We start from the raw sequence: 21,282 nt of genomic DNA on the forward strand, positions 1-21,282 counted from the left end.
CACGCTACGCCTTCCGGGAGGGTTTACAGGCTGGCTTTATGTGCCTGCCAGCGCTCATTCAGGTCTTCAAGCCGGGCGTTGACCGCCTTCCAGCGGGCCGAATCCATCAACTCCTGACGGCTAAATGAACCTTTATGATACAATTGTGTAACACGCTGTGCATTGATCGGCGACAGGTTATCCAGCACGCTAACGGCACCTTTACGATTATTGCAGACCAGGATCATATCGCAACCTGCATCCAGCGACGCCTGACCGCGTTCCGCATAGCTGCCCATAATCGCGGCCCCTTCCATCGACAAGTCGTCTGAGAAAATCACGCCATTGAACCCCAACTCCTGACGCAGAACGGTTTTCAGCCAGTGCGGAGAGCCGCTGGCAGGACGCGGGTCGACGTCGCTGTAAATCACGTGCGCTGGCATAATGGCGTCCAGCTTGTTATCGGTGATAAGCGAGCGGAACACCGACATATCTTTGGCTCGAATTTCCGCTTCCGGGCGCGGATCGCGCGGAGTTTCTTTGTGCGAGTCCGCGGTCACTGCACCGTGGCCCGGGAAGTGTTTCCCGGTGGTTTTCATTCCCGCATCGTGCATGCCGTCGATAAACCGGGTCGCCATCGCCAGCGCAATACGTGGATCTTCATGATATGAGCGTTCACCAATGGCAGCGCTGATATGTCCCACGTCCAGAACCGGGGCAAAACTAATGTCGATATCCATGGCAATCATTTCACTGGCCATCAGCCAGCCAGCTTCCTGCGCCAGTATTCCCCCCTCATCTGTACCCAGCAGTGCAGCAAAAGACTGGGCTGCTGGCAGACGGGTAAAACCTTCGCGAAAACGCTGCACGCGTCCACCTTCCTGATCGACGGCCACCACCAGATGATTGCGCGATGCGTCGCGGATCTGACGCACCAGTTCACGCAGCTGTGCCGGATCGTGATAGTTGCGGGTAAACAGGATCAGACCACCCACCTGCGGATGCGCCAGAATCTCACGCTCTTCCGCATCCAGTTCAAACCCTTCTACATCCAACATGACTGGACCCACACCAACCTCTCTTATCCTTTAGTTTGTAACTGACGCCAGGCATCGTCTGCCAGCGCAATAAATTGTTTGTCTCTGGACTGCTGCAAACGCATTTCAAACCAGCCAGCCATCAGCATCACAACCCACGGTCGCCACCGCCTGACCTGACGCGCAAGCACTTCAACATCAAAATGTGCCATCCTGGCGTAGTCTCGGACGAGGTTTTGCCGCGCGGCTTCACTCTCTGTCCAGACTGCCGCCAGCTCAAGCGCAACATCGCCGTCTCCGGCATATTCCCAGTCGATAAGCCTGGCTCCTGCTGACGTATGAACAATGTTCCCGATATGTACATCCATATGCAACGGAGAGAGCCGCATCGGCTGTGGCTCACCCGCTTTACGCAGCCGTTTAAGATGTGCAAGCCACATTGGGGTACGTCTGTCTGGCAGGGCTTGCTGCCAGTAGTGCTCAAGCAATGGAAGCAGTGCGATTCGCCACCCCAGACGCGGCTGCTGGTGCAAATGATACAACATAGCCGCAAGCACAGGGGTGTCCGGGAGCTCGCTTTTGACCTCACCCGCCAGATACCCAACAGCCATCCAGCCCTGCCGGAAAAAACAGGGTTCAGGCACAAGATCCGACGGAAGACGCTTCAGGGCGCGAAACTGACGACGAAAATGGGAAGCAGGTGCGAAAGGATCATGGTTCTGCCGCAATACCAACCGTTGTTCGTCTCGCTCTATAATGCAACTCGCGCCGCCAAGCCCGGATTGGGCCTGCGGCGCGATAAGGCGATACTGGGGAAAATAACGCGTCAGGATCTCTTCACGCGTAAATTCACTGCTGCGTAACGGCACCTTTACCTGACCAGATAATTTCGCCTGTCTGAACCAGCATCAATTGCATCTGCAGAGCTGGCGTATTCACATTCCCGGTGGCGTTAGAGTACAACACGTACTGTGCACCTACGTTACGGGCAATACCGATCGCCTTGCTACGGGTACCGAGACTATCCTGTGGTGACAGGCCCAGTTGCTGTTTAGCCACCGCGAGCTGCTGAGCCGAGACCAGCGTAAACTTACCGTTGTTTGCCAGAGCATTGCGCAGCGTCTCTGTCGCTTCACCCGCGTTCAGTGAACCGTTGGTACGGTTGTTCACGCTATCCACCAGCAACACACTGCCTGCCGTCACGCCTTGAGCCTGCAGCATTTTTCCCACCATCGGCTGCATCGCACCGTTCCAGTCATAATGACGCACGCGTGGCGCTGGTTGTGACGTCTGATCCGGATGTTCAATCGGGCCCGGCTGCGACGGGATTGACGGTACAGACGGCACGGTTGGCTCCGGCTGCGTGGGTTGTGTCGGCTGCTCAGTCCCGGGTTTAGCTTCTTCCACAGGCGCAGGCTGCTCAGTACGGGTCACACACCCTGCGAGGAATAAAGCAAAAGCTGTCACGAGCGCATAACGGCTCATATTTTTAATCAAGGTTCACCCCTTACAGATAAAGATAAAGTCTCACCTTATGTGCACCCAGATAGTTGGCGCTGCCATAGAGCGTTACCGACGATCTTGCCGGAATCGTGACGCTGCGCGGCGCCTCCAGCGGGTGCATTTCAAGACCTCTTACGTCATACCAGAAAAAACGGTAATGAACCGTCACAGGCTCATGTCTTTCATTAAAGAGCGTAGAGGAAGCAGAAGAGTTGATTTCACTGATGGTCAACGCAGGTTGTTGCGCCGTGATGCCCGCAGCAAGCACAGAAGATTCCATCACCAGCGTCTGTTCATCACTCACGGGGATCGCCGGACGCGAGCTGCACCCCGCAATCATCACCATCAGTATCAGCGCTGCAATACGCCCTTTAAGCATGTCAAAGACCTTTATGTGCCAGCATCGGTCCCAGAGGACGTCCACCCAGCAGATGCATGTGAATATGATAAACTTCCTGGCCGCCATGACGATTACAGTTCATGATCAGGCGGTAGCCGTCTTCAGCAATCCCTTCCTGTTCAGCAATTTTCGCGGCCACCGTCAGCATACGACCTAACGCCAGTTCGTGCTCGGCTTTTACGTCGTTTACGGTTGGAATCAGAATATTAGGAATGATGAGGATGTGAGTCGGTGCCTGAGGGGAAATGTCCCGGAAAGCCGTCACCAGTTCATCCTGATAGACGATATCCGAAGGAATTTCGCGACGGATAATTTTACTGAAAATTGTTTCTTCAGCCATGACCTTTTCCTTTTGTGTTTAGTCTGACGTGGTGCATCCGCTGTTAACACACTCTCTCAACGATCGTGTGACATAACGCAAGAGTATGAGCGAGTTTCTCCTGTCCTTTCAACCTTCTCCCCCGATTTCTTTCCCGAATGTTCATCTGCTGTATGAAGAGTGACCGCTTGCGCGCCTTAGAGACGTTTTTTAAGACATATTCCGCACCAATAAAAAAGGCAGCCATTCGGCTGCCTTAGTCTCCCCTGGTCACAACTTAGTGGCCGCGGATGTACTCATCCATTTCGGTTTTCAGGTTATCGGATTTAGTACCGAAGATTGCCTGAACACCAGAACCAGCCACAACAACACCTGCTGCACCCAGTTTTTTCAGGCCAGGCTGGTCTACTTTCGCGACGTCGGCAACGCTCACACGCAGACGGGTGATGCACGCGTCCAGGTTAGTGATGTTCTCTTTACCGCCGAACGCGGCAACCAGTGCCGGAGCCATTTCGCTGGTTGCACCTGCTTTGCTGTCTTCTGTTGCATCTTCACGACCTGGAGTTTTCAGGTCCAGTGCTTTGATCAGCACACGGAAGATGGTGTAGTAAACAACGGCATAGCACGCACCAACGATTGGGAACAGCCACAGTTTGCTGCTGTTACCGGACAGAACGATGAAGTCGATCAGGCCGTGAGAGAAGGACGTACCGTCACGCATACCCAGCAGGATACAGATTGGGAACGCCAGACCCGCCAGAATCGCGTGGATAACGTACAGGATCGGTGCAACGAACATGAAGGAGAACTCGATCGGCTCGGTGATACCGGTCAGGAACGAGGTCAACGCTGCGGAGATCATGATACCACCCACTTTTGCACGGTTCTCTGGCTTAGCAGAGTGCCAGATAGCAATCGCGGCAGCTGGCAGACCGTACATTTTGAACAGGAAGCCACCTGACAGTTTACCTGCAGTTGGGTCACCCGCCATGTAGCGTGGGATATCACCGTGGAATACCTGGCCTGCCGCGTTGGTGTATTCACCAATCTGCATCTGGAAAGGTACGTTCCAGATGTGGTGCAGACCGAATGGTACCAGGCAGCGTTCAACGAAGCCGTAGATACCGAACGCAACAACGGGGTTCTGGTAGGCCGCCCACTGAGAGAATGCCTGAATCGCGGAACCAATTGGTGGCCAGATGAAGGACAAGATCACGCCAGTGAAAATCGCTGCCAGACCAGAGATGATCGGAACGAAACGCTTGCCCGCGAAGAAGCCCAGATACTCAGGCAGCTTGATGCGATAGAAGCGGTTAAACATATAGGCCGCAATCGCACCGGAGATGATACCGCCCAGAACACCGGTATCAGCCAGGTGTTTCGCAGCGATCTCTTCTGCAGGTAAGTGCAGAACCAGTGGTGCAACCACAGCCATGGTTTTCACCATGATGCCGTAGGCCACAACTGCTGCCAGCGCAGAAACGCCGTCGTTATTAGTGAAGCCCAGAGCCACACCGATCGCGAAGATCAGAGGCATGTTAGCAAAGACAGAACCGCCTGCTTCGGCCATCACATGGGATACTACGGCTGGCAGCCAGCTGAAGTTTGCAGAACCGACACCCAGCAGGATACCTGCGATAGGCAGTACGGATACTGGCAGCATCAGCGATTTACCGACCTTTTGCAGGTTAGCAAATGCATTCTTAAACATAATTGAGAGTGCTCCTGAGTATTTGTGCTTTTTTTACGCTTTCACGCATTGGCCCGGGGGGAGTACCGTGCCGTGGACGGGACATCTAAGCGCCCTTTATTTATTACACAGAGTAAAATAATTCCCTCTGGGTTTGTTTGACGGCTATCACGTTTCAGCTTAAGGCGGTCGAAAAACTTTCAGTTATTTACAAAAAGCATGTCTGGATGTGTCTAAAAACACCCTCACCGCCCCAAATGAGGCGGTGAACTTTACTCGTTTTATTTATTAATTACGAGCCTAAAAAAAACAGGTGTATCAAACAGATTGCAGGCGGGCGGGGTCGATATGGAACAGCGTAGAGAAGTTTTCGGTCGTGACGCGGGCCAGCTCTTCAATACTGACACCTTTAAGCACGGCCATGTACTCAGCTACATCTCTCGTCATGGCTGGCTGGTTCTCTTTACCGCGATGCGGTACCGGTGCCAGATAAGGAGAGTCTGTTTCCACCAGAATGCGATCGAGCGGAACATAACGCGCAGCATCACGGAGCTGCTCTGCATTACGGAACGTCACGATCCCAGAAAACGAAATATAAAACCCCAAATCAAGCAGTTTGCCCGCCGTTTCTCTGTCTTCTGTGAAACAGTGTAGTACGCCACCACAATCCGTCACGTTTTCTTCCCGGAGGATCGCCAGCGTATCGGCACGCGCATCGCGGGTATGAACAATGACCGGCTTGTTAAGTTCGCGGCCAATGCGGATATGATGACGGAAGGACTCCTGCTGGCAAGATTTAGTTTCAGGTGTGTAGAAATAGTCCAGCCCTGTCTCACCCATCGCGACAACACCCTCTTCCGCCGCCAGACGACGTAAGTCCTCAACGTCGTACGCCTCGTCCTGATTCAACGGATGCACGCCACAGGAGAACACCACGTTATCGCGAACGCCCACCAACTCGCGCATGGAGCGGTAGCCCGGCAGCGTGGTTGCTACCGCAAGACAGAATTTCACATCGCGGGCGGCGGCTTTCGCCAGCACGTCATCGACGTTTTTATGCAGAGATTGATAATCCAGGCCATCAAGATGGCAGTGTGAGTCGACTAAAAACATAATGTCTCTCTCAGAGATGGGAAACAGGCGGTGTGATGCCTGGTTGCAGGTAATGTTCAATACGCAGTAACTGGTCGGTCAGTAACAGCTCGCGATTAAGACCAGTGACTGTCAAAAGCTGTTCACGGCTCTGGCAAACCTCATGAAGGATAGCGTGCAGAACCGTACCTGAGAGGCGGTTTGCCAGTGTGTTCACCAGCGGCCACACATCCAGGTTGGTCAGCAGCATTGCACCTTGCTGGATCTTGAGTGCATCCAGAAGTAAGGAGGCCAGCCAGTGCAGACGTTCAACGGCCTGATCGCTATTCAGTGCAGGCAGCAAACTTAGCCAGTCATGGCTGTTGAGTGAAGAGTCGACTGCCTTACAGAGCGTCTCTCGCTGCGACCAGACATCAGGTTGCAGCAGTGCCAGAGCTGCAGCAGGCGCACCGCTGCTCAGACGCAATGCGGCCAGCGCACCATTTTGTGACGTTGTCACCTCTCGCTCCAGCCAGCTTAACGCCCACGATTCCTGAGGCACTGCAAGGTGATGAAGCCGACAACGACTGCGCAGCGTCGCCAGTAATCGTCCCGGGTCACGGCAAGAGAGGAAGAACCACGTTTTTTCCGGCGGCTCTTCCAGGGTTTTCAAGAGTGCGTTCGCTGCCGCCTCAGTAAGCAGTGTGGCGTCTTTAAGCCAGACCACTTTTGCGCCGCCCAGTCGCGCGTGTTCGTACAATTTTTCACTGACTTCACGCACGGCATCAATACCCAGCGTGTTTTTGCCCTTCTCAGGCTCAAGCGTGTAGTAGTCAGGATGCGTGCCCGCCTGCATCAGCTGACAGCCACGGCATTTACCACAGCTCTTGTGCCCTTCCGGTTGCTGGCACATCAGAAAACGGGTGATGGCATAAATCAACGCATCATCCCCCATCCCTGGCAACGCCTGAATCAGTAACGCATGATGCCCCCGACCCGCCTGATAGCTGCTGATCAGCTGTTCAAAGTGTGGGCGCAACCATGGATACCATTTCATGCCTGCTGCTCCCGAAGCCACTGCGTCACGGTTTGCTGAATAGAGCGGGTAACCTCTTCCAGAGATTGGGTCGCATCAATAGTGCGAATAGAACTATCCTGCGCTGCCAGCTCCAGATAACGCGCACGAGTGCGGTTAAAGAAGTCGAGAGATTCCTGCTCAATACGGTCCAGTTCACCGCGCGCACGGGCACGTTTCAGCCCCACTTCCGGGGTCACATCCAGATAGAGCGTCAAATCGGGACGAAAATCACCGAGCACGGCATTACGCAGCGTGGCCAGCATCGTCTGGTCAATACCACGCCCCCCCCCCTGATACGCCTGAGTAGACAGATCGTGACGGTCGCCGATTACCCACTTGCCAGCGGCCAGCGCGGGTTTGATTACCGTCTCAACCAACTGTACGCGCGCAGCGTAAAACATCAAAACTTCAGCTTTGTCCGTGATAACTTCATCGCCAACGGATTTAATATCCAGCACCAGGCTACGCAACTTCTCAGCCAGTTGCGTACCGCCCGGCTCGCGGGTAAAGACCATGTCCGCAACGCCGAGCGCGTTGAGTGTATCAACCACCACGTTGCGAGCGGTGGTTTTACCCGCCCCTTCGAGTCCCTCAATGACAATATATTTACTGCGCATTTTTTTCCTTAAGTGCCTTCAGATAGTCCTGAACAGAGCGATTATGGCTGGCAAGGTTGGTGTTAAAGGTATGCCCCCCTTTTCCATCAGCCACAAAATAGAGATACGGTGTTTTAGCCGGATGTGCGGCCGCACGCAGAGAAGCTTCACTTGGTGTGGCAATCGGGCCTGGCGGTAACCCGCTAATCACGTAGGTATTATACGCCGTTGCCGTCTCAAGATCTTTTCTCGAGATCTTACCCGCATAACTCTCTCCCATGCCGTAGATGACAGTAGGGTCGGTTTGCAGACGCATACCGATGCGCAGACGGTTGATAAACACCGATGCAACCCGATCGCGCTCGGCCGCGACGGCCGTCTCTTTCTCTATGATTGAGGCCATCGTGACAAACTGGTTTTGATCTTTATATGGCAGCCCTTCCATTCGCCCTTCCCAGGCGGAATCCACCGCGGTGACCATTTTTTTATGTGCCCGCTTCAAAATCGCCACATCGGTGGTGCCTGCCGTGTACATCCAGGTGTCTGGCCAGAACCAGCCTTCCACCCATTCCGGGTGTTCAAACTTCAGCGCGTCAGCCACCGTCTGATAGCTATCGTCTTTTAACGTATGTTTGATATACGGCGCGTCACGCAGCTGTTTGAGATAATCGCTCAGGCGCATCCCTTCCACAAAACGCAGCGGGAATTGAGCCTCTTTACCGCTTTCCAGCAGTTGCAGCATGTCTCTGACGGTCATGCCAGGTGTAAAACGATAGGTACCGGCTTTGAAATGCGACAGCTCGGGTTCGATACGCAATAACCACTGGAAGACACGCGGACGGTTAATGATTTTATCGCTGTAAAGCTGTTCACCCAGCGCCAGACGTCCGGTTCCTGCTTTAAGGGTAAATATTGTCTCTTCTTTGATCAGAAGCTTGCTGTCCGCCAGCTGACGAACCTTCCACACTCCGACTCCGCCAGCAATAGCCAGCACAACAACCAGGAGCAGGATAAAGCGCAACATTTTCTTCATGACGTTCTGGTTTGCTCACATAACGGGGCTAAAAAATGATACAGCTCGCGCGATGACCAGCGATGTTGGCCGCAGGCGCGAACAGGTACAACTGGCATTAACGCATTACAGACAACGACCTCTTCTGCTGTTATCAGCGCATTCTCAGCTGCGTTAACTTCGACAACGCGAAAACCAGAGTGTGCCAGTTGCTGTAGACAAAACTGGCGCATAATGCCATTTACGCCAGCCTGATCAAGCTTCGGCGTAAAGACATCGCTGCCCTGCCGCCAGAATAAATTAGCCGCACAGCATTCAGTAATGAACCCTTCGCTGTCAAGGACCAGCGCCTCGTCTGCGTCTGACTGGTCAAGATGAGCACGAATCAAGACCTGCTCAAGACGGTTAAGATGTTTTATTCCGGCTAGTGCAGGGTTTCGCCCAAGGCGTACCGGGCTTAATTCAAGCGTGATACCGTCATGACGCCAACGTTCATAATGTGAAGGATATGCAGAAACGGAGAGGATCCGCACCGGATGCTGGCAGCTCGCGCCACTGTAACCCCGGCCACCACTACCACGGCTGATGATCACTTTCAGCACGCCGCTGGAATGCCCTTTTGCCCGTTGAGCCATCTCGCCGGCAAGTGTGTCCCAGTCCGTGAAAGGGATCAGCAGTTTTTCACAGGCCCCCCGCAATCGTCGGATATGCTCTGCAAGGAAACAGACATCGCCATGATGAATGCGCGCCGTGGTGAAGCAGCCGTCACCAAACTGAGTCGCCCTGTCGCTTGCAGGCAGCGTGTCCTGCTCAAGGCCATTGATTAGAAACATACTGGCTCCTTATGCGTGGTCGTACAGTCTGGCAAGGTGAATAACATCGGACAAGGGGATAAAACCGAATAAAAAAGGTCCGACAAGCGGACCTTTTTATCGCCATCAGGCAGTCAGGCTCAGACCTTTTTAAAAATCAGGGAACCATTCGTACCACCAAAGCCGAAGGAGTTACACAGGGTGTACTCCATGCCACTGACCTGGCGCGCTTCGTGAGGAACGAAGTCCAGATCGCAACCTTCATCCGGGTTATCCAGGTTGATGGTTGGCGGAACAGCCTGATCGCGCAGGGCAAGAATGGAGTAGATAGACTCTACTGCACCCGCCGCGCCCAACAGGTGGCCGGTCATGGATTTCGTGGAGCTCACCAGTACGCGGCTGGCAGACTCGCCGAAGATAGACTTAACAGCCTGAGCTTCCGCTTTATCGCCTGCTGGCGTAGAAGTACCGTGCGCGTTTACGTAGCCAATTTGTGCCGGGGTAATACCCGCGTCACGAATCGCGTTCTCCATAGCCAGCGCAGCACCTGCGCCGTTCTCTGGAGGCGACGTCATGTGGTAAGCATCGCTACTCATACCAAAGCCAACGACTTCAGCATAAATTTTCGCGCCGCGTTTTTTAGCATGTTCGTACTCTTCCAGCACGAGCATACCCGCACCATCACCCAGTACGAAACCATCACGGTCTTTATCCCACGGACGGCTTGCCGCCTGAGGATTATCGTTGCGGGTAGACAGCGCACGCGCGGCACCGAAACCACCAACACCCAGCGGGGTACTGGCTTTTTCAGCACCACCCGCAACCATAGCATCTGCATCGCCGTACGCAATGATACGCGCGGCCTGGCCGATGTTATGCACGCCGGACGTACATGCGGTCGCGATAGAAATGCTTGGCCCACGCAGGCCAAACATGATGGTCAGATGACCCGCCACCATGTTAACAATCGTGGACGGAACAAAGAACGGGCTGATCTTACGCGGGCCACCATTCATCAGAGATGTATGGTTTTCCTCAATCAGGCCAAGACCGCCAATTCCGGAGCCAATAGCGGCACCGATACGGGTTGCGTTCTCTTCCGTAATTTCAAGACCAGAATCCTGCATGGCCTGAACGCCAGCGACAATTCCATATTGAATGAAGGCATCCATCTTGCGCTGTTCTTTACGCGAGATGATCTCTTCACAGTTAAAATCCTTTACTAAGCCAGCAAATTTCGTTGCATAGGCGCTAGTATCGAAATGGTCGATTAGGCTGATGCCGCTCTGACCGGCAAGGAGAGCTTTCCAGGTGGACTCTACGGTATTGCCGACAGGAGACAACATGCCAAGTCCGGTCACAACTACACGACGCTTAGACACGTTTGTCCTCCAGGGAGGGATAAAAAAGGGATTCGTGGGACAAAAAAGATAAAACTCAGGCGGTCGAATGACCGCCTGGAGATGTTCACTTACGCCTGGTGACCGTTGATGTAATCAATGGCAGCCTGAACGGTGGTGATTTTCTCAGCTTCTTCGTCCGGAATCTCAGTATCAAACTCTTCTTCCAGAGCCATTACCAGCTCAACGGTGTCAAGAGAATCTGCGCCCAGGTCTTCAACGAAGGAAGCGGAGTTCACAACTTCTTCCTGCTTAACGCCAAGCTGTTCGCCGATAATTTTCTTAACGCGTTCTTCGATAGTGCTCATACTCTTAAATTTCCTATCAAAACTCGCTTTCGCGATGGTTTTCGTAGTGTATAAAATGTTGAAAAATTTGCAACTAAATCCCGGCAGTTCTTACCACGATTTTACGTTATTTTGAGGCCAATCCCTACAATAACGCAAATATTTTTCATCGTGATTAAACCATGTACATCCCGCCGTTGACGTGGAGGGTCTCACCAGTGATGTAACCCGCTTCGTCAGAGGCTAAAAATGCAACCGCACTGGCAATTTCTTTAGGGTCACCTAAGCGACCTGCAGGAACTGCTGCCAGTGTACCCGCACGCTGTTCTTCAGTCAGCGCACGCGTCATGTCCGTTTCAATAAAGCCCGGAGCAACAACGTTCACAGTAATACCGCGAGACGCGACTTCACGCGCCAGCGACTTACTGAAACCAATCAGACCTGCTTTCGCCGCAGCGTAGTTAGCCTGACCAGCATTTCCCATGGTACCAACCACAGAACCAACAGTGATAATACGACCATGACGCTTTTTCATCATAGCGCGCATTACCGCTTTTGACAGACGGAATACAGATGACAGGTTGGTTTCGATAATATCGTTCCACTCGTCGTCTTTCATTCGCATTAACAGGTTATCACGAGTGATCCCGGCATTGTTTACCAGAATATCCACTTCGCCGAACTCTGCGCGAATATTTTCCAGAACAGATTCGATGGATGCAGGTTCAGTCACATTCAGTACCAGACCTTTACCGTTTGCACCCAGATATTCGCTGATGGCCTGAGCGCCATTCTCGCTGGTTGCTGTACCAATCACTTTCGCGCCGCGCGCAACCAGTGTTTCAGCAATTGCACGCCCGATACCGCGGCTTGCACCCGTCACCAGGGCGATTTTTCCTTCAAAACTCATGGTATTCCTCTTTTATTGCGAGAGTGCCGCTGACATCGCTTCTGGCTCGTTAATCGCCGAAGCTGTCAGGGTGTCAACAATACGTTTTGTCAGACCGGTGAGGACTTTACCTGGACCGACTTCATACAGATGCTCAACGCCCTGTGACGCCATAAACTCAACGGTTTTGGTCCACTGTACCGGGCTGTAGAGCTGGCGAATCAACGCGTCACGGATGGCGTCCGGCGCTGTTTCGCATTTCACATCGACGTTATTCACAACGGAAATTGTCGGTGCGTTAAACGTAATTTTTTTCAGCTCAACCGCCAGTTTGTCGGCAGCAGGCTTCATCAGCGCACAGTGTGACGGCACGCTCACTGGCAGTGGCAGAGCACGCTTCGCGCCCGCGGCTTTACAGGCAGCACCCGCACGTTCAACCGCTTCTTTATGACCGGCGATAACCACCTGGCCCGGCGAGTTGAAGTTAACCGGAGAAACGACCTGACCTTCGGCTGCTTCTTCACAGGCTTTCGCAATGGCGGCATCATCAAGGCCGATGATGGCAGACATGCCACCCGTGCCTTCTGGTACAGCTTCCTGCATGAATTTACCGCGCAGCTCCACCAGACGTACCGCATCACTAAACGCGATCACACCGGCACACACCAGCGCAGAGTATTCACCCAGGCTGTGACCCGCGAGCAGCGCTGGCGCTTTACCGCCCTGCTGCTGCCAGACACGCCACAGCGCAACGGATGCAGTCAGCAGCGCTGGCTGAGTCTGCCAGGTTTTGTTCAGTTCTTCAGCCGGCCCCTGTTGAGTCAGTGCCCACAGATCATAACCCAGTGCATCTGAAGCTTCACGGAAAGTCTCTTCAATTACCGGATAGTTTGCTGCCATTTCAGACAACATCCCAACGGTTTGAGATCCCTGGCCCGGGAACACAAAAGCAAATTGCGTCATTTTTTATTCCTTATCCTAGAAACGAACCAGCGCGGAACCCCAGGTGAACCCACCACCGAAGGCTTCAAGCAAGACCAGTTGGCCCCGTTTAATTCGTCCATCACGTACCGCTTCATCAAATGCGCACGGTACCGATGCCGCAGAGGTGTTGCCGTGACGATCCAGCGTCACCACAACGTTATCCATCGACATGCCCAGCTTTTTAGCGGTCGCGCTGATGATTCGCAGGTTCGCCTGATGCGGCACCAGCCAGTCGAGTGCAGTGCGTTCAAGGTTATTGGCTTCCAGCGTCTCGTCAACAATGTGCGCAAGCTCAGTCACCGCTACCTTGAAGACTTCATTACCCGCCATTGTCAGGTAAATGGAGTTATCCGGGTTAACGCGATCGGCGTTAGGCAGCGTCAGCAATTCACCGTAGCTTCCATCGGCATGCAGATGCGTGGAGATGATGCCCGGCTCTTCGGACTGGCCCAGCAGTACCGCACCCGCACCATCACCAAAAATAATGATCGTACCGCGATCGGTTGGATCGCAGGTACGCGCCAGCACGTCAGCGCCAATGACCAGCGCATATTTCACGGCACCGGATTTTACATACTGATCGGCAACGCTCAGGGCATAGGTGAAACCTGCACACGCAGCAGCGACGTCAAACGCCGGACAGCCCTTAATGCCGAGCATGTTTTGCACCTGGCACGCCGCGCTTGGGAAAGCATGCGTGGCTGACGTCGTGGCGACCACGATCAGGCCAATCTCTTCTTTATCGATGCCCGCCATTTCGATAGCACGCTGTGCGGCTTCGTAACCCATGGTGGACACGGTTTCGTCTGGCGCGGCGATACGACGTTCACGGATACCTGTGCGCGTGACAATCCACTCGTCAGACGTATCTACCATTTTTTCCAGATCGGCGTTGGTACGCACTTGTTTTGGCAGGTAGCTGCCGGTACCTAAAATCTTCGTATACATGTACGCTCAGTCACTTTTAGCTAATACAGATTCCAGGCGAGCGGCAATCCGCTGAGGGACTTGTCGCTGCACCGCCTGCACTGCCTGTTCAATGGCGACAGAAAATGCTCGCTGATTGGCGGCGCCATGACTCTTAATCACGATGCCGCGCAATCCTAACAGACAGGCGCCATTATACTGGTCGGGGTTGAGGTGACTGAATCGCCGCGTCAGGCTTTTTTGTAACCAACGCTTCAATAAAATCAACCACCAGGCGCTTTTTTTGCCTTCTCCTTGAGATTTCAGCAGAGAAAGAAACATGCGCACGACCCCTTCCATGGTTTTTAACGTTACGTTTCCGGTGAAGCCATCGCACACCAGAACATCCGTTTTACCCGTCAGCAACTCATTGGCTTCGAGATAACCAATATAGTTGATGGAAGGAACCTGTTTGAGCAATTCTGCAGCTTCGCGAATGCTGTCCAGGCCTTTGGTCTCTTCTTCACCAATGTTCAGTAACGCAACACGGGGATTGTTGATCCCGACCACTTCTTCTGCCAGCACCGAACCCATCACGGCAAACTGAGCCAGCATTGTACTATCACAGTCGACATTAGCGCCCAAATCGAGCACCACTGTCTTGCCCTTCTGTTGATGCGGTAATACCGTCACCAGCGCCGGGCGCTCAATACCCTCAATAGGCTTGAGCAACAATTTCGACAGCCCCATCAGCGCACCGGTATTTCCCGCACTGACGCAAGCCTGCGCTCGCCCTTCTTTCACCAGCTCAAGCGCCATCCGCATTGAGCTACCACGGCTATTGCGAATCGCCTGCGAGGGCCGGGCATCACTGGCAATAACTGACTGCGCAGGAATAATCTGCAGACGCGAACGTTGTTCAAAGTCAGCTTTTGCAAGTAATGGCGTGATTGTGTCGGGATTGCCGACTAAAAGAAGTGTGAGTTGCGAATTAGAATTCAGTGCCTGCAATGCTGCAGGCACTGTCACAGAAGGGCCAAAATCTCCCCCCATGACATCTAACGCCAGGGTTAGACGTGTCAAGGTATCGTCGCAGCCTGGTTCGGTAAATTCCCCGTTTGCACGGGGAAATCCTCACTAAGCTTCATCACGCTTGCGCGTGATTACTTAGTGATAACCTTGCGGCCGCGGTAGAAACCGTCAGCGGTGATGTGGTGACGCAGGTGTTTCTCACCAGAAGTCTTGTCTACAGACAGGCTGGTAACTGCAGTCAGCGCGTCATGGGAACGACGCATGCCACGTTTGGAACGGGTTGGTTTATTCTGTTGTACGGCCATGGACCTTACTCCTCAATTACTTACGCTTTAAGCTGGCTAATACGGCAAATGGGTTTGGTTTTTGCGCTTCATCAGGCAGTTCCCCAAAGACCATGTCCGCCTCGGACACTTCACAGTGTTCAGAATCATGCACCGGAACCACTGGCAAGGTGAGGATGATTTCATCTTCAACCAGAGCCAGAAGATCGATTTCACCGAATTCGTTAACCTCAATCGGCTCATACGCTTCCGGGAGTGCTTCAGCCTGTTCGTCAGAACGAACCGGACTGAAACAATACGTTGTGTGAACATGCTGTACAAACGGTTTCCCGCAACGCTGACACTCGAGCGTTACCGTTACCTTTGCATCACCGGTTAAAACGGCGAGACGCTGGTTATCGATAGCGAACGACATGGAGCATTCTACATCACTGTCCACACTGACTACGGATTCGGCAATACGCTCGGCCTGATCGGAAGTATAGATACCTTCGTAATCGAGGCGTTTTTGAGCCGTACGAACCGGATCAAGAGTCAGGGGTAATTTTACCTTTTGCATAGGGCGCGCATATTAACTTTGTAACGTCATATAGTCAAAGAAAAAGGCAACCTGGGCTGCCTTTTGCCAATTATTCGCACACATTGCGGCCTGTAGTTTAAAATGGCTGGCATCGATACGCTATATCTGGTGATAAAAATATGCCAAATCTCGTACTTGCTTCCACTTCTCCCTACCGCCGAATGCTGCTGGAAAAGCTCGGGATCCTGTTTGAATGTGCTGCACCAGGCGTTGATGAGACGCCACAGCCTGGCGAATCACCGCGTCATTTGGTGACGCGTCTTGCTAAGGAGAAAGCACAATCGCTCGCCGCACATTATCCTTCGCATTTGATTATAGGCTCCGATCAGGTTTGCGTGCTTGACGGCGTTATCACCGGGAAACCTCACACCGAAGAGAATGCCATTCAGCAGCTGATGAGCGCACGCGGTAATATCGTCACCTTTTATACGGGCCTGGCGCTGTACAACTCGGCCTCTGGCCATCTGCAAACGGAGTGCGAGCCTTTCGATGTGCACTTCCGCCATCTCAGCGAGCAAGAGATTGTGGATTATGTGCGTCGTGAGCGACCGTTGAACTGTGCGGGGAGCTTTAAAAGTGAAGGATTGGGGATTGCGCTGTTCGACAAACTCGAAGGTCGAGACCCGAACACGCTGGTTGGGTTACCGCTGATTGCCTTGTGTCAGATGTTAAGGCGAGAAGCGTGTAATCCGCTGACGTCGTGATAAAACCATTGCGTCCTGGTGCCCCCCACAGAGAGAGGGCACCAGGCAAAATCAGCCGCGCAGAACCTTCAGACAGCGCTTTAACTGGTCATCCAGCGGTGCTTCAATACGGATGGTTTCGCCCGTATTTGGATGAGTAAACTTCAGCGCTGCCGCATGCAGGAACAGACGAGACAGCCCCGTGCCCGCCAGCTGCTTATCGAACTCCCGATCGCCATAGCGATCATCAAACGCGATAGGATGGCCTGCAAACTGGGTATGCACGCGGATCTGGTGGGTACGACCGGTCACCGGACTGCAGCGCACCAGTGTGGCAAACTCGTAGCGCTCTTCAACTTTGAAACGCGTCTCTGACGGTTTCCCTTCCTGGCTCACGCGGACAATACGCTCGCCGCTTTGCAGAATGTTTTTCAGCAATGGTGCCTGCACCACTTTCACATGGGACTGCCACTGACCGCGAACCAGCGCCAGATAATCTTTCTGCATCCCTTTTTCACGCAATTGCTCATGTAAAGAACGCAGTGCAGAGCGTTTTTTCGCCACCAGCAGTACGCCGGACGTGTCACGGTCAAGGCGGTGCACCAGTTCGAGGAAACGCGCCTCCGGACGAAGGGCTCGCAGCCCTTCAATCACGCCGAAGCTCAGACCGCTACCACCATGAACAGCAGTCCCTGACGGTTTATTTAGCACCAGAATGTAGTCATCCTCATAAAGGATCACATCGCTCAGGGCCGCGACTTTTTGTAGCTTAGGTGAAACGACCTCTTCTTCACGTTCTGCAACGCGCACTGGCGGAATACGCACTTCATCGCCAGCTTCGAGCTTATACTCAGGTTTCACGCGCTTTTTATTAACCCGCACCTCACCCTTACGCAAGATACGGTAGATCATACTCTTTGGCACACCTTTCAGTTGAGTGCGCAAAAAGTTGTCGATACGTTGCCCCGCTTCATCTTCGGCGATGGCAACCATTTTTACGGCTGGAGTCTCTGTTTTCATGGTTGGCGATTCTAAATATCGTCACGCATTAGCGCCACTCATTTTTCTATGCTTATATTTACTTTTATCCGGCACGCTTTCTTCGTGCGCAATCGATTTGGTGGATATTAGACCAATCGCTTCGCTGAAGTGGAGAAACTGTGAGTAACCGGGTGATAATTGGTAAAAGTCATCTTGCTATAACCCGGCGAGCAGTGGAATAATGAGACCGTTTTCCGTGTTAAATCCTGGTTAAGTAAGGATACTGACGGAATGACCAATTTTGTCTGACCGATCATCCACGCAGCAATGGCGTAAGACGTATTGATCTTTCAGGCAGTTAGCGGGCTGCGGGTTGCAGTACTTCCCGGTATAAGGATTGTTCTCTGGAGAGTTTTACCCAGGCAATTCCCCTGATAATTGCGCTGTGTTTCCGTATGAAACACAGGCAACCGACACTCTGCGCCTCTTAAGCGAGCGACAACCGTGAGGTTGGCGACGTGAATAGACACGAGGCCATCGGTTCATACCCCGGAAAGCGTCACCTTGCCCGCAGCTTTGTCGTCAATGTAAGAATAACGAGTAAGTTACGATGAAAAGAATGTTAATCAACGCAACTCAGCAAGAAGAGTTGCGTGTCGCCCTTGTGGATGGGCAGCGCCTGTACGATCTGGATATCGAAAGTCCTGGACACGAACAGAAAAAAGCGAACATTTACAAAGGCAAAATCACCCGCATTGAACCAAGCCTTGAAGCTGCATTTGTCGATTACGGTGCTGAGCGTCACGGTTTTCTCCCTCTGAAAGAAATCGCTCGCGAATACTTCCCTGCTAACTATAACTCCCACGGTCGCCCGAACATCAAAGATGTGCTGCGCGAAGGTCAGGAAGTTATTGTTCAGATTGATAAAGAAGAACGTGGCAATAAAGGCGCTGCGCTGACCACCTTTATTAGTCTGGCAGGAAGCTATCTGGTACTGATGCCAAACAACCCGCGTGCGGGTGGTATCTCTCGCCGTATCGAAGGCGACGACCGTACCGAGCTGAAAGAAGCGCTGGCAAGCCTTGAGCTGCCGGATGGCATGGGACTTATCGTTCGTACCGCAGGCGTAGGCAAATCTGCCGAAGCACTGCAGTGGGACTTAAGCTTCCGCCTGAAGCACTGGGAAGCTATCCAGAAAGCAGCTGAAAGCCGCCCTGCTCCATTCCTGATCCACCAGGAAAGTAACGTCATCGTGCGTGCTTTCCGTGACTATCTGCGTCAGGACATCGGCGAAATTCTGATTGATAACCCGAAAGTGCTTGAGCTGGCTCGCCAGCACATCGCTGCACTGGGTCGTCCGGATTTCACCAGCAAAATTAAACTGTACACCGGTGAAATCCCGCTGTTCAGCCATTATCAGATTGAATCCCAGATTGAGTCTGCCTTCCAGCGTGAAGTGCGCCTGCCATCAGGTGGTTCTATCGTTATCGATACCACTGAAGCGCTGACCGCAATCGACATCAACTCCGCACGTGCAACACGCGGTGGCGATATCGAAGAAACAGCCTTTAACACCAACCTTGAAGCAGCCGATGAAATCGCCCGCCAGTTGCGCCTGCGCGACCTGGGTGGCCTGATTGTTATCGACTTCATCGACATGACCCCGGTTCGTCACCAGCGCGCGGTTGAAAACCGTCTGCGTGAAGCGGTGCGTCAGGACCGTGCGCGCATCCAGATTAGCCATATCTCGCGTTTCGGTTTGCTGGAGATGTCCCGTCAGCGTCTGAGCCCGTCACTGGGTGAATCCAGCCATCACGTCTGCCCGCGCTGCTCCGGCACCGGTACCGTCCGTGATAACGAATCTCTGTCCCTCTCTATCCTGCGTCTGATCGAAGAAGAAGCGCTGAAAGAGAACACCAAAGAGGTTCACGCCATTGTGCCTGTGCCAATTGCGTCCTACCTGCTGAACGAAAAACGTGCAGCGGTTAGTGCCATCGAAGCACGTCAGGGTGGTGTTCGCTGCATTATCGTGCCAAACGATCAGATGGAAACCCCGCACTATCATGTGCTGCGTGTCCGTAAAGGCGAAGAGACAACCACGCTCAGCTACCTGCTGCCGAAGCTGCATGAAGAAGAGATGGCTCTGCCTTCCGATGAAGAGCCTGCCGAGCGCAAATTGCCTGAGCAACCTGCGTTAGCCACCTTTATCATGCCTGAAGCACCACCTGAAACGGCGCTGGAAAAACCTGCTGCAAAACCTGCAGCACAGAAATCAGCAGCCACAGTGGAAAAAACCCAACCGGATCAACCAGGTCTTCTGAGCCGCTTCTTTGGTGCGTTGAAGAAAATGTTTGCCGGCGAGGAAGCTCAGCCAGAGCAACCGAAAGAAGAGCCTAAAGCGACCAAGCCTGAGCGTCAGCAGGACCGTCGTAAGCGTCAGAACAATCGCCGCGATCGTAATGACCGCAACGACCGTAATGACCGCAGCGAGCGTCGTGACAACCGTTCAGACAACGATGAAGGCCGTGAACAACGTGAAGACAACCGTCGCAACCGTCGCGAGAAACAACAGCAAAATGTTGAAGATCGTGAAATTCGCCAGCAGGCGGGCGATGAGTCTGAGAAGAGCAAACAGCGTGACGACCAGCAGCCACGTCGCGAGCGTAACCGTCGTCGTAACGACGAGAAACGTCAGGCGCAGCAGGAAGTCAAAAACCTGAACCGCGAAGAGCCTGTCGAACAGCAGGACGGTGAGCAGGAAGAACGGACTCAGGTTATGCCGCGTCGCAAGCAGCGCCAGCTTACTCAGAAAGTTCGCTTCGCCACCGAAGCTACCGAAGAGCCAGCCATTGTCGCCGCTGAAACAAGCGAGAGCGCAACCGGTACCCAACTGGCAAAAGTTGATCTGCCTGCTGTGGTAGAAAACACGGTTGAGCAGGATGAAAACGGTGAAAACCGCGATAATGCCGGTATGCCTCGCCGTTCACGTCGTTCTCCACGCCATCTGCGCGTCAGCGGGCAGCGTCGCCGTCGTTATCGTGACGAGCGTTACCCTGCTCAGTCACCAATGCCATTAGCCGTGGCATGCGCATCACCTGAAATGGCATCCGGTAAAGTCTGGATCCGCTACCCGGTCGCTCGTCCGGAGCAGGTTGTGGAACAACAGGTGGTGACAGAAGAGTTGATTGCGCCAGTCGCAGCAGTGGAAGAAGCCGTAGCTGAAGCAGCCATCGTGGTTGAACCGCAAGCTATTGAGGTTGAAAACCCGCATGCCGTGACGGTAGAAACCACGCATCCGGAAGTGATTGCCACCCCGGTTGATGCTGCACCGCAGCTGATTGCTGAAGAAGATACCGTAGTGGCAGAAGAGGTCGCGGAAGAAGTACAGCCTGCTGCTGTTGAAGATACCGCTGAAATCGTGGCCGAAACCGTCACTGAAAATGTGGTTCAGGATGTTGAGATTGTCGCTGAACCTGTTCGTGCAGCCGAAGAAGTGAAAGCACCTGAGGTGAAACCGGAGCCGGTTGTGTCTGCTCCAGCTTCTGCCCACGTGGCGACAGCTCCTATGACGCGCGCTCCGGCACCTGAGTACGTGCCTGAAACCCCGCGTCACAGTGACTGGGTACGCCCTGCTTTCAATTTCGAAGGCAAAGGCTCAGCAGGTGGTCATAGTGCAACGCATCAGGCGACTGCACCGGCGACTCGCCCGCGCTCTGTCGAGTAACGGCATCAAGTAAAAAGCCGACCTCCGGGTCGGCT

General features: G+C 53.4%; 22 protein-coding genes. 2 read left to right on the plus strand and 20 right to left on the minus strand.

Annotated features, from left to right (window positions below; translation table 11 throughout):
* Nucleotides 1-23: 23 nt before the first annotated feature.
* The 19 genes from nagZ to yceD all read right to left on the minus strand — a co-directional run bounded on the left by nagZ (nt 24) and on the right by yceD (nt 15,838).
* The gene (gene nagZ / locus JGF26_RS01350; protein ID WP_134707541.1) at nt 24-1,049 is read right to left on the minus strand and encodes a beta-N-acetylhexosaminidase; all 1,026 of its coding nucleotides are present in this window, start codon (nt 1,047-1,049) and stop codon (nt 24-26) included.
* Nucleotides 1,050-1,060: 11 nt separating this feature from the next.
* On the minus strand, nt 1,061-1,885 hold the full coding sequence (gene thiK, locus JGF26_RS01355; protein ID WP_134707540.1) for a thiamine kinase: 825 nt from the start codon (nt 1,883-1,885) through the stop codon (nt 1,061-1,063).
* Complete coding sequence (lpoB, locus tag JGF26_RS01360; RefSeq protein ID WP_028019038.1) at nt 1,866-2,513, minus strand: penicillin-binding protein activator LpoB; 648 nt, start codon at nt 2,511-2,513, stop codon at nt 1,866-1,868. The genes thiK and lpoB overlap by 20 nt, the downstream gene beginning before the upstream one ends.
* A gap of 10 nt (nt 2,514-2,523) precedes the next feature.
* Nucleotides 2,524-2,898, minus strand: a complete 375-nt coding sequence (locus JGF26_RS01365; protein WP_028019039.1) for a YcfL family protein — start codon at nt 2,896-2,898, stop codon at nt 2,524-2,526.
* 1 nt (nt 2,899) lies between these two features.
* Nucleotides 2,900-3,259, minus strand: coding sequence for a purine nucleoside phosphoramidase (hinT, locus tag JGF26_RS01370; RefSeq protein ID WP_028019040.1), 360 nt, complete (start codon nt 3,257-3,259; stop codon nt 2,900-2,902).
* Between the two features lie 256 nt (nt 3,260-3,515).
* Nucleotides 3,516-4,949, minus strand: a complete 1,434-nt coding sequence (gene ptsG, locus JGF26_RS01375; protein WP_108090213.1) for a PTS glucose transporter subunit IIBC — start codon at nt 4,947-4,949, stop codon at nt 3,516-3,518.
* Nucleotides 4,950-5,246: 297 nt separating this feature from the next.
* Nucleotides 5,247-6,041: a metal-dependent hydrolase gene (locus JGF26_RS01380; protein WP_134707539.1), complete on the minus strand. Its 795-nt coding sequence runs from the start codon at nt 6,039-6,041 to the stop codon at nt 5,247-5,249.
* 10 nt (nt 6,042-6,051) lie between these two features.
* Complete coding sequence (holB, locus tag JGF26_RS01385; protein WP_028019044.1) at nt 6,052-7,056, minus strand: DNA polymerase III subunit delta'; 1,005 nt, start codon at nt 7,054-7,056, stop codon at nt 6,052-6,054.
* Nucleotides 7,053-7,694: a dTMP kinase gene (gene tmk, locus JGF26_RS01390; RefSeq protein ID WP_028019045.1), complete on the minus strand. Its 642-nt coding sequence runs from the start codon at nt 7,692-7,694 to the stop codon at nt 7,053-7,055. Before tmk ends, holB begins: the two co-directional genes overlap by 4 nt.
* Nucleotides 7,684-8,706 carry a cell division protein YceG gene (gene yceG / locus JGF26_RS01395; RefSeq protein ID WP_134707538.1) on the minus strand — a complete coding sequence of 341 codons (1,023 nt, stop codon included), beginning with the start codon at nt 8,704-8,706 and terminating at the stop codon, nt 7,684-7,686. Before yceG ends, tmk begins: the two co-directional genes overlap by 11 nt.
* Nucleotides 8,703-9,518, minus strand: coding sequence for an aminodeoxychorismate lyase (gene pabC / locus JGF26_RS01400; protein WP_134707537.1), 816 nt, complete (start codon nt 9,516-9,518; stop codon nt 8,703-8,705). The genes yceG and pabC overlap by 4 nt, the downstream gene beginning before the upstream one ends.
* Before the next feature lie 119 nt (nt 9,519-9,637).
* Entirely contained in the window at nt 9,638-10,879 is a 1,242-nt protein-coding gene (fabF, locus tag JGF26_RS01405) for a beta-ketoacyl-ACP synthase II (protein ID WP_008500794.1), read from the minus strand.
* 89 nt (nt 10,880-10,968) lie between these two features.
* Nucleotides 10,969-11,205, minus strand: coding sequence for an acyl carrier protein (gene acpP / locus JGF26_RS01410; protein WP_003857954.1), 237 nt, complete (start codon nt 11,203-11,205; stop codon nt 10,969-10,971).
* Nucleotides 11,206-11,359: 154 nt separating this feature from the next.
* Nucleotides 11,360-12,094: a 3-oxoacyl-ACP reductase FabG gene (gene fabG, locus JGF26_RS01415; protein ID WP_028019048.1), complete on the minus strand. Its 735-nt coding sequence runs from the start codon at nt 12,092-12,094 to the stop codon at nt 11,360-11,362.
* 12 nt (nt 12,095-12,106) lie between these two features.
* Complete coding sequence (gene fabD / locus JGF26_RS01420; RefSeq protein ID WP_134707536.1) at nt 12,107-13,036, minus strand: ACP S-malonyltransferase; 930 nt, start codon at nt 13,034-13,036, stop codon at nt 12,107-12,109.
* 15 nt (nt 13,037-13,051) lie between these two features.
* Nucleotides 13,052-14,005 carry a beta-ketoacyl-ACP synthase III gene (locus JGF26_RS01425; RefSeq protein ID WP_028019050.1) on the minus strand — a complete coding sequence of 318 codons (954 nt, stop codon included), beginning with the start codon at nt 14,003-14,005 and terminating at the stop codon, nt 13,052-13,054.
* A 6-nt stretch (nt 14,006-14,011) separates the two neighbouring features.
* Nucleotides 14,012-15,046, minus strand: coding sequence for a phosphate acyltransferase PlsX (gene plsX / locus JGF26_RS01430; RefSeq protein ID WP_108090219.1), 1,035 nt, complete (start codon nt 15,044-15,046; stop codon nt 14,012-14,014).
* An 80-nt stretch (nt 15,047-15,126) separates the two neighbouring features.
* A complete protein-coding gene (gene rpmF / locus JGF26_RS01435) occupies nt 15,127-15,300 on the minus strand; it encodes a 50S ribosomal protein L32 (protein WP_003857964.1) in 174 nt (57 codons plus the stop codon).
* A gap of 16 nt (nt 15,301-15,316) precedes the next feature.
* Nucleotides 15,317-15,838 carry a 23S rRNA accumulation protein YceD gene (yceD, locus tag JGF26_RS01440; RefSeq protein ID WP_014883375.1) on the minus strand — a complete coding sequence of 174 codons (522 nt, stop codon included), beginning with the start codon at nt 15,836-15,838 and terminating at the stop codon, nt 15,317-15,319.
* A gap of 140 nt (nt 15,839-15,978) precedes the next feature.
* Between yceD and JGF26_RS01445 the strand changes: the two genes are divergently transcribed.
* Nucleotides 15,979-16,563: a nucleoside triphosphate pyrophosphatase gene (locus tag JGF26_RS01445; protein WP_134707535.1), complete on the plus strand. Its 585-nt coding sequence runs from the start codon at nt 15,979-15,981 to the stop codon at nt 16,561-16,563.
* Nucleotides 16,564-16,614: 51 nt separating this feature from the next.
* Here JGF26_RS01445 and rluC read toward each other — a convergent pair whose 3' ends face one another.
* Nucleotides 16,615-17,562, minus strand: a complete 948-nt coding sequence (gene rluC, locus JGF26_RS01450) for a 23S rRNA pseudouridine(955/2504/2580) synthase RluC (RefSeq protein WP_028019053.1) — start codon at nt 17,560-17,562, stop codon at nt 16,615-16,617.
* A gap of 571 nt (nt 17,563-18,133) precedes the next feature.
* On the opposite strand from rluC, the gene rne reads away from it, so the two are divergent.
* A complete protein-coding gene (gene rne, locus JGF26_RS01455; RefSeq protein ID WP_134707534.1) occupies nt 18,134-21,247 on the plus strand; it encodes a ribonuclease E in 3,114 nt (1,037 codons plus the stop codon).
* Nucleotides 21,248-21,282: the final 35 nt, after the last annotated feature.

It is taken from the genome of Enterobacter sp. E1, assembly GCF_016809815.1.
Lineage (GTDB): Bacteria > Pseudomonadota > Gammaproteobacteria > Enterobacterales > Enterobacteriaceae > Enterobacter > Enterobacter adelaidei.

Bases quoted from the DNA above. Each gene is read 5' to 3' on its own strand.
- rpmF (WP_003857964.1), bottom strand. From the start codon at position 15,300: ATGGCCGTACAACAGAATAAACCAACCCGTTCCAAACGTGGCATGCGT.
- tmk (WP_028019045.1), bottom strand. From the start codon at position 7,694: ATGCGCAGTAAATATATTGTCATTGAGGGACTCGAAGGGGCGGGTAAA.
- rluC (WP_028019053.1), bottom strand. From the start codon at position 17,562: ATGAAAACAGAGACTCCAGCCGTAAAAATGGTTGCCATCGCCGAAGAT.
- fabD (WP_134707536.1), bottom strand. From the start codon at position 13,036: ATGACGCAATTTGCTTTTGTGTTCCCGGGCCAGGGATCTCAAACCGTT.
- acpP (WP_003857954.1), bottom strand. From the start codon at position 11,205: ATGAGCACTATCGAAGAACGCGTTAAGAAAATTATCGGCGAACAGCTT.
- fabG (WP_028019048.1), bottom strand. From the start codon at position 12,094: ATGAGTTTTGAAGGAAAAATCGCCCTGGTGACGGGTGCAAGCCGCGGT.
- holB (WP_028019044.1), bottom strand. From the start codon at position 7,056: ATGAAATGGTATCCATGGTTGCGCCCACACTTTGAACAGCTGATCAGC.
- rne (WP_134707534.1), top strand. From the start codon at position 18,134: ATGAAAAGAATGTTAATCAACGCAACTCAGCAAGAAGAGTTGCGTGTC.
- JGF26_RS01445 (WP_134707535.1), top strand. From the start codon at position 15,979: ATGCCAAATCTCGTACTTGCTTCCACTTCTCCCTACCGCCGAATGCTG.
- hinT (WP_028019040.1), bottom strand. From the start codon at position 3,259: ATGGCTGAAGAAACAATTTTCAGTAAAATTATCCGTCGCGAAATTCCT.
- JGF26_RS01425 (WP_028019050.1), bottom strand. From the start codon at position 14,005: ATGTATACGAAGATTTTAGGTACCGGCAGCTACCTGCCAAAACAAGTG.
- yceG (WP_134707538.1), bottom strand. From the start codon at position 8,706: ATGAAGAAAATGTTGCGCTTTATCCTGCTCCTGGTTGTTGTGCTGGCT.
- ptsG (WP_108090213.1), bottom strand. From the start codon at position 4,949: ATGTTTAAGAATGCATTTGCTAACCTGCAAAAGGTCGGTAAATCGCTG.
- yceD (WP_014883375.1), bottom strand. From the start codon at position 15,838: ATGCAAAAGGTAAAATTACCCCTGACTCTTGATCCGGTTCGTACGGCT.
- JGF26_RS01365 (WP_028019039.1), bottom strand. From the start codon at position 2,898: ATGCTTAAAGGGCGTATTGCAGCGCTGATACTGATGGTGATGATTGCG.
- JGF26_RS01380 (WP_134707539.1), bottom strand. From the start codon at position 6,041: ATGTTTTTAGTCGACTCACACTGCCATCTTGATGGCCTGGATTATCAA.
- pabC (WP_134707537.1), bottom strand. From the start codon at position 9,518: ATGTTTCTAATCAATGGCCTTGAGCAGGACACGCTGCCTGCAAGCGAC.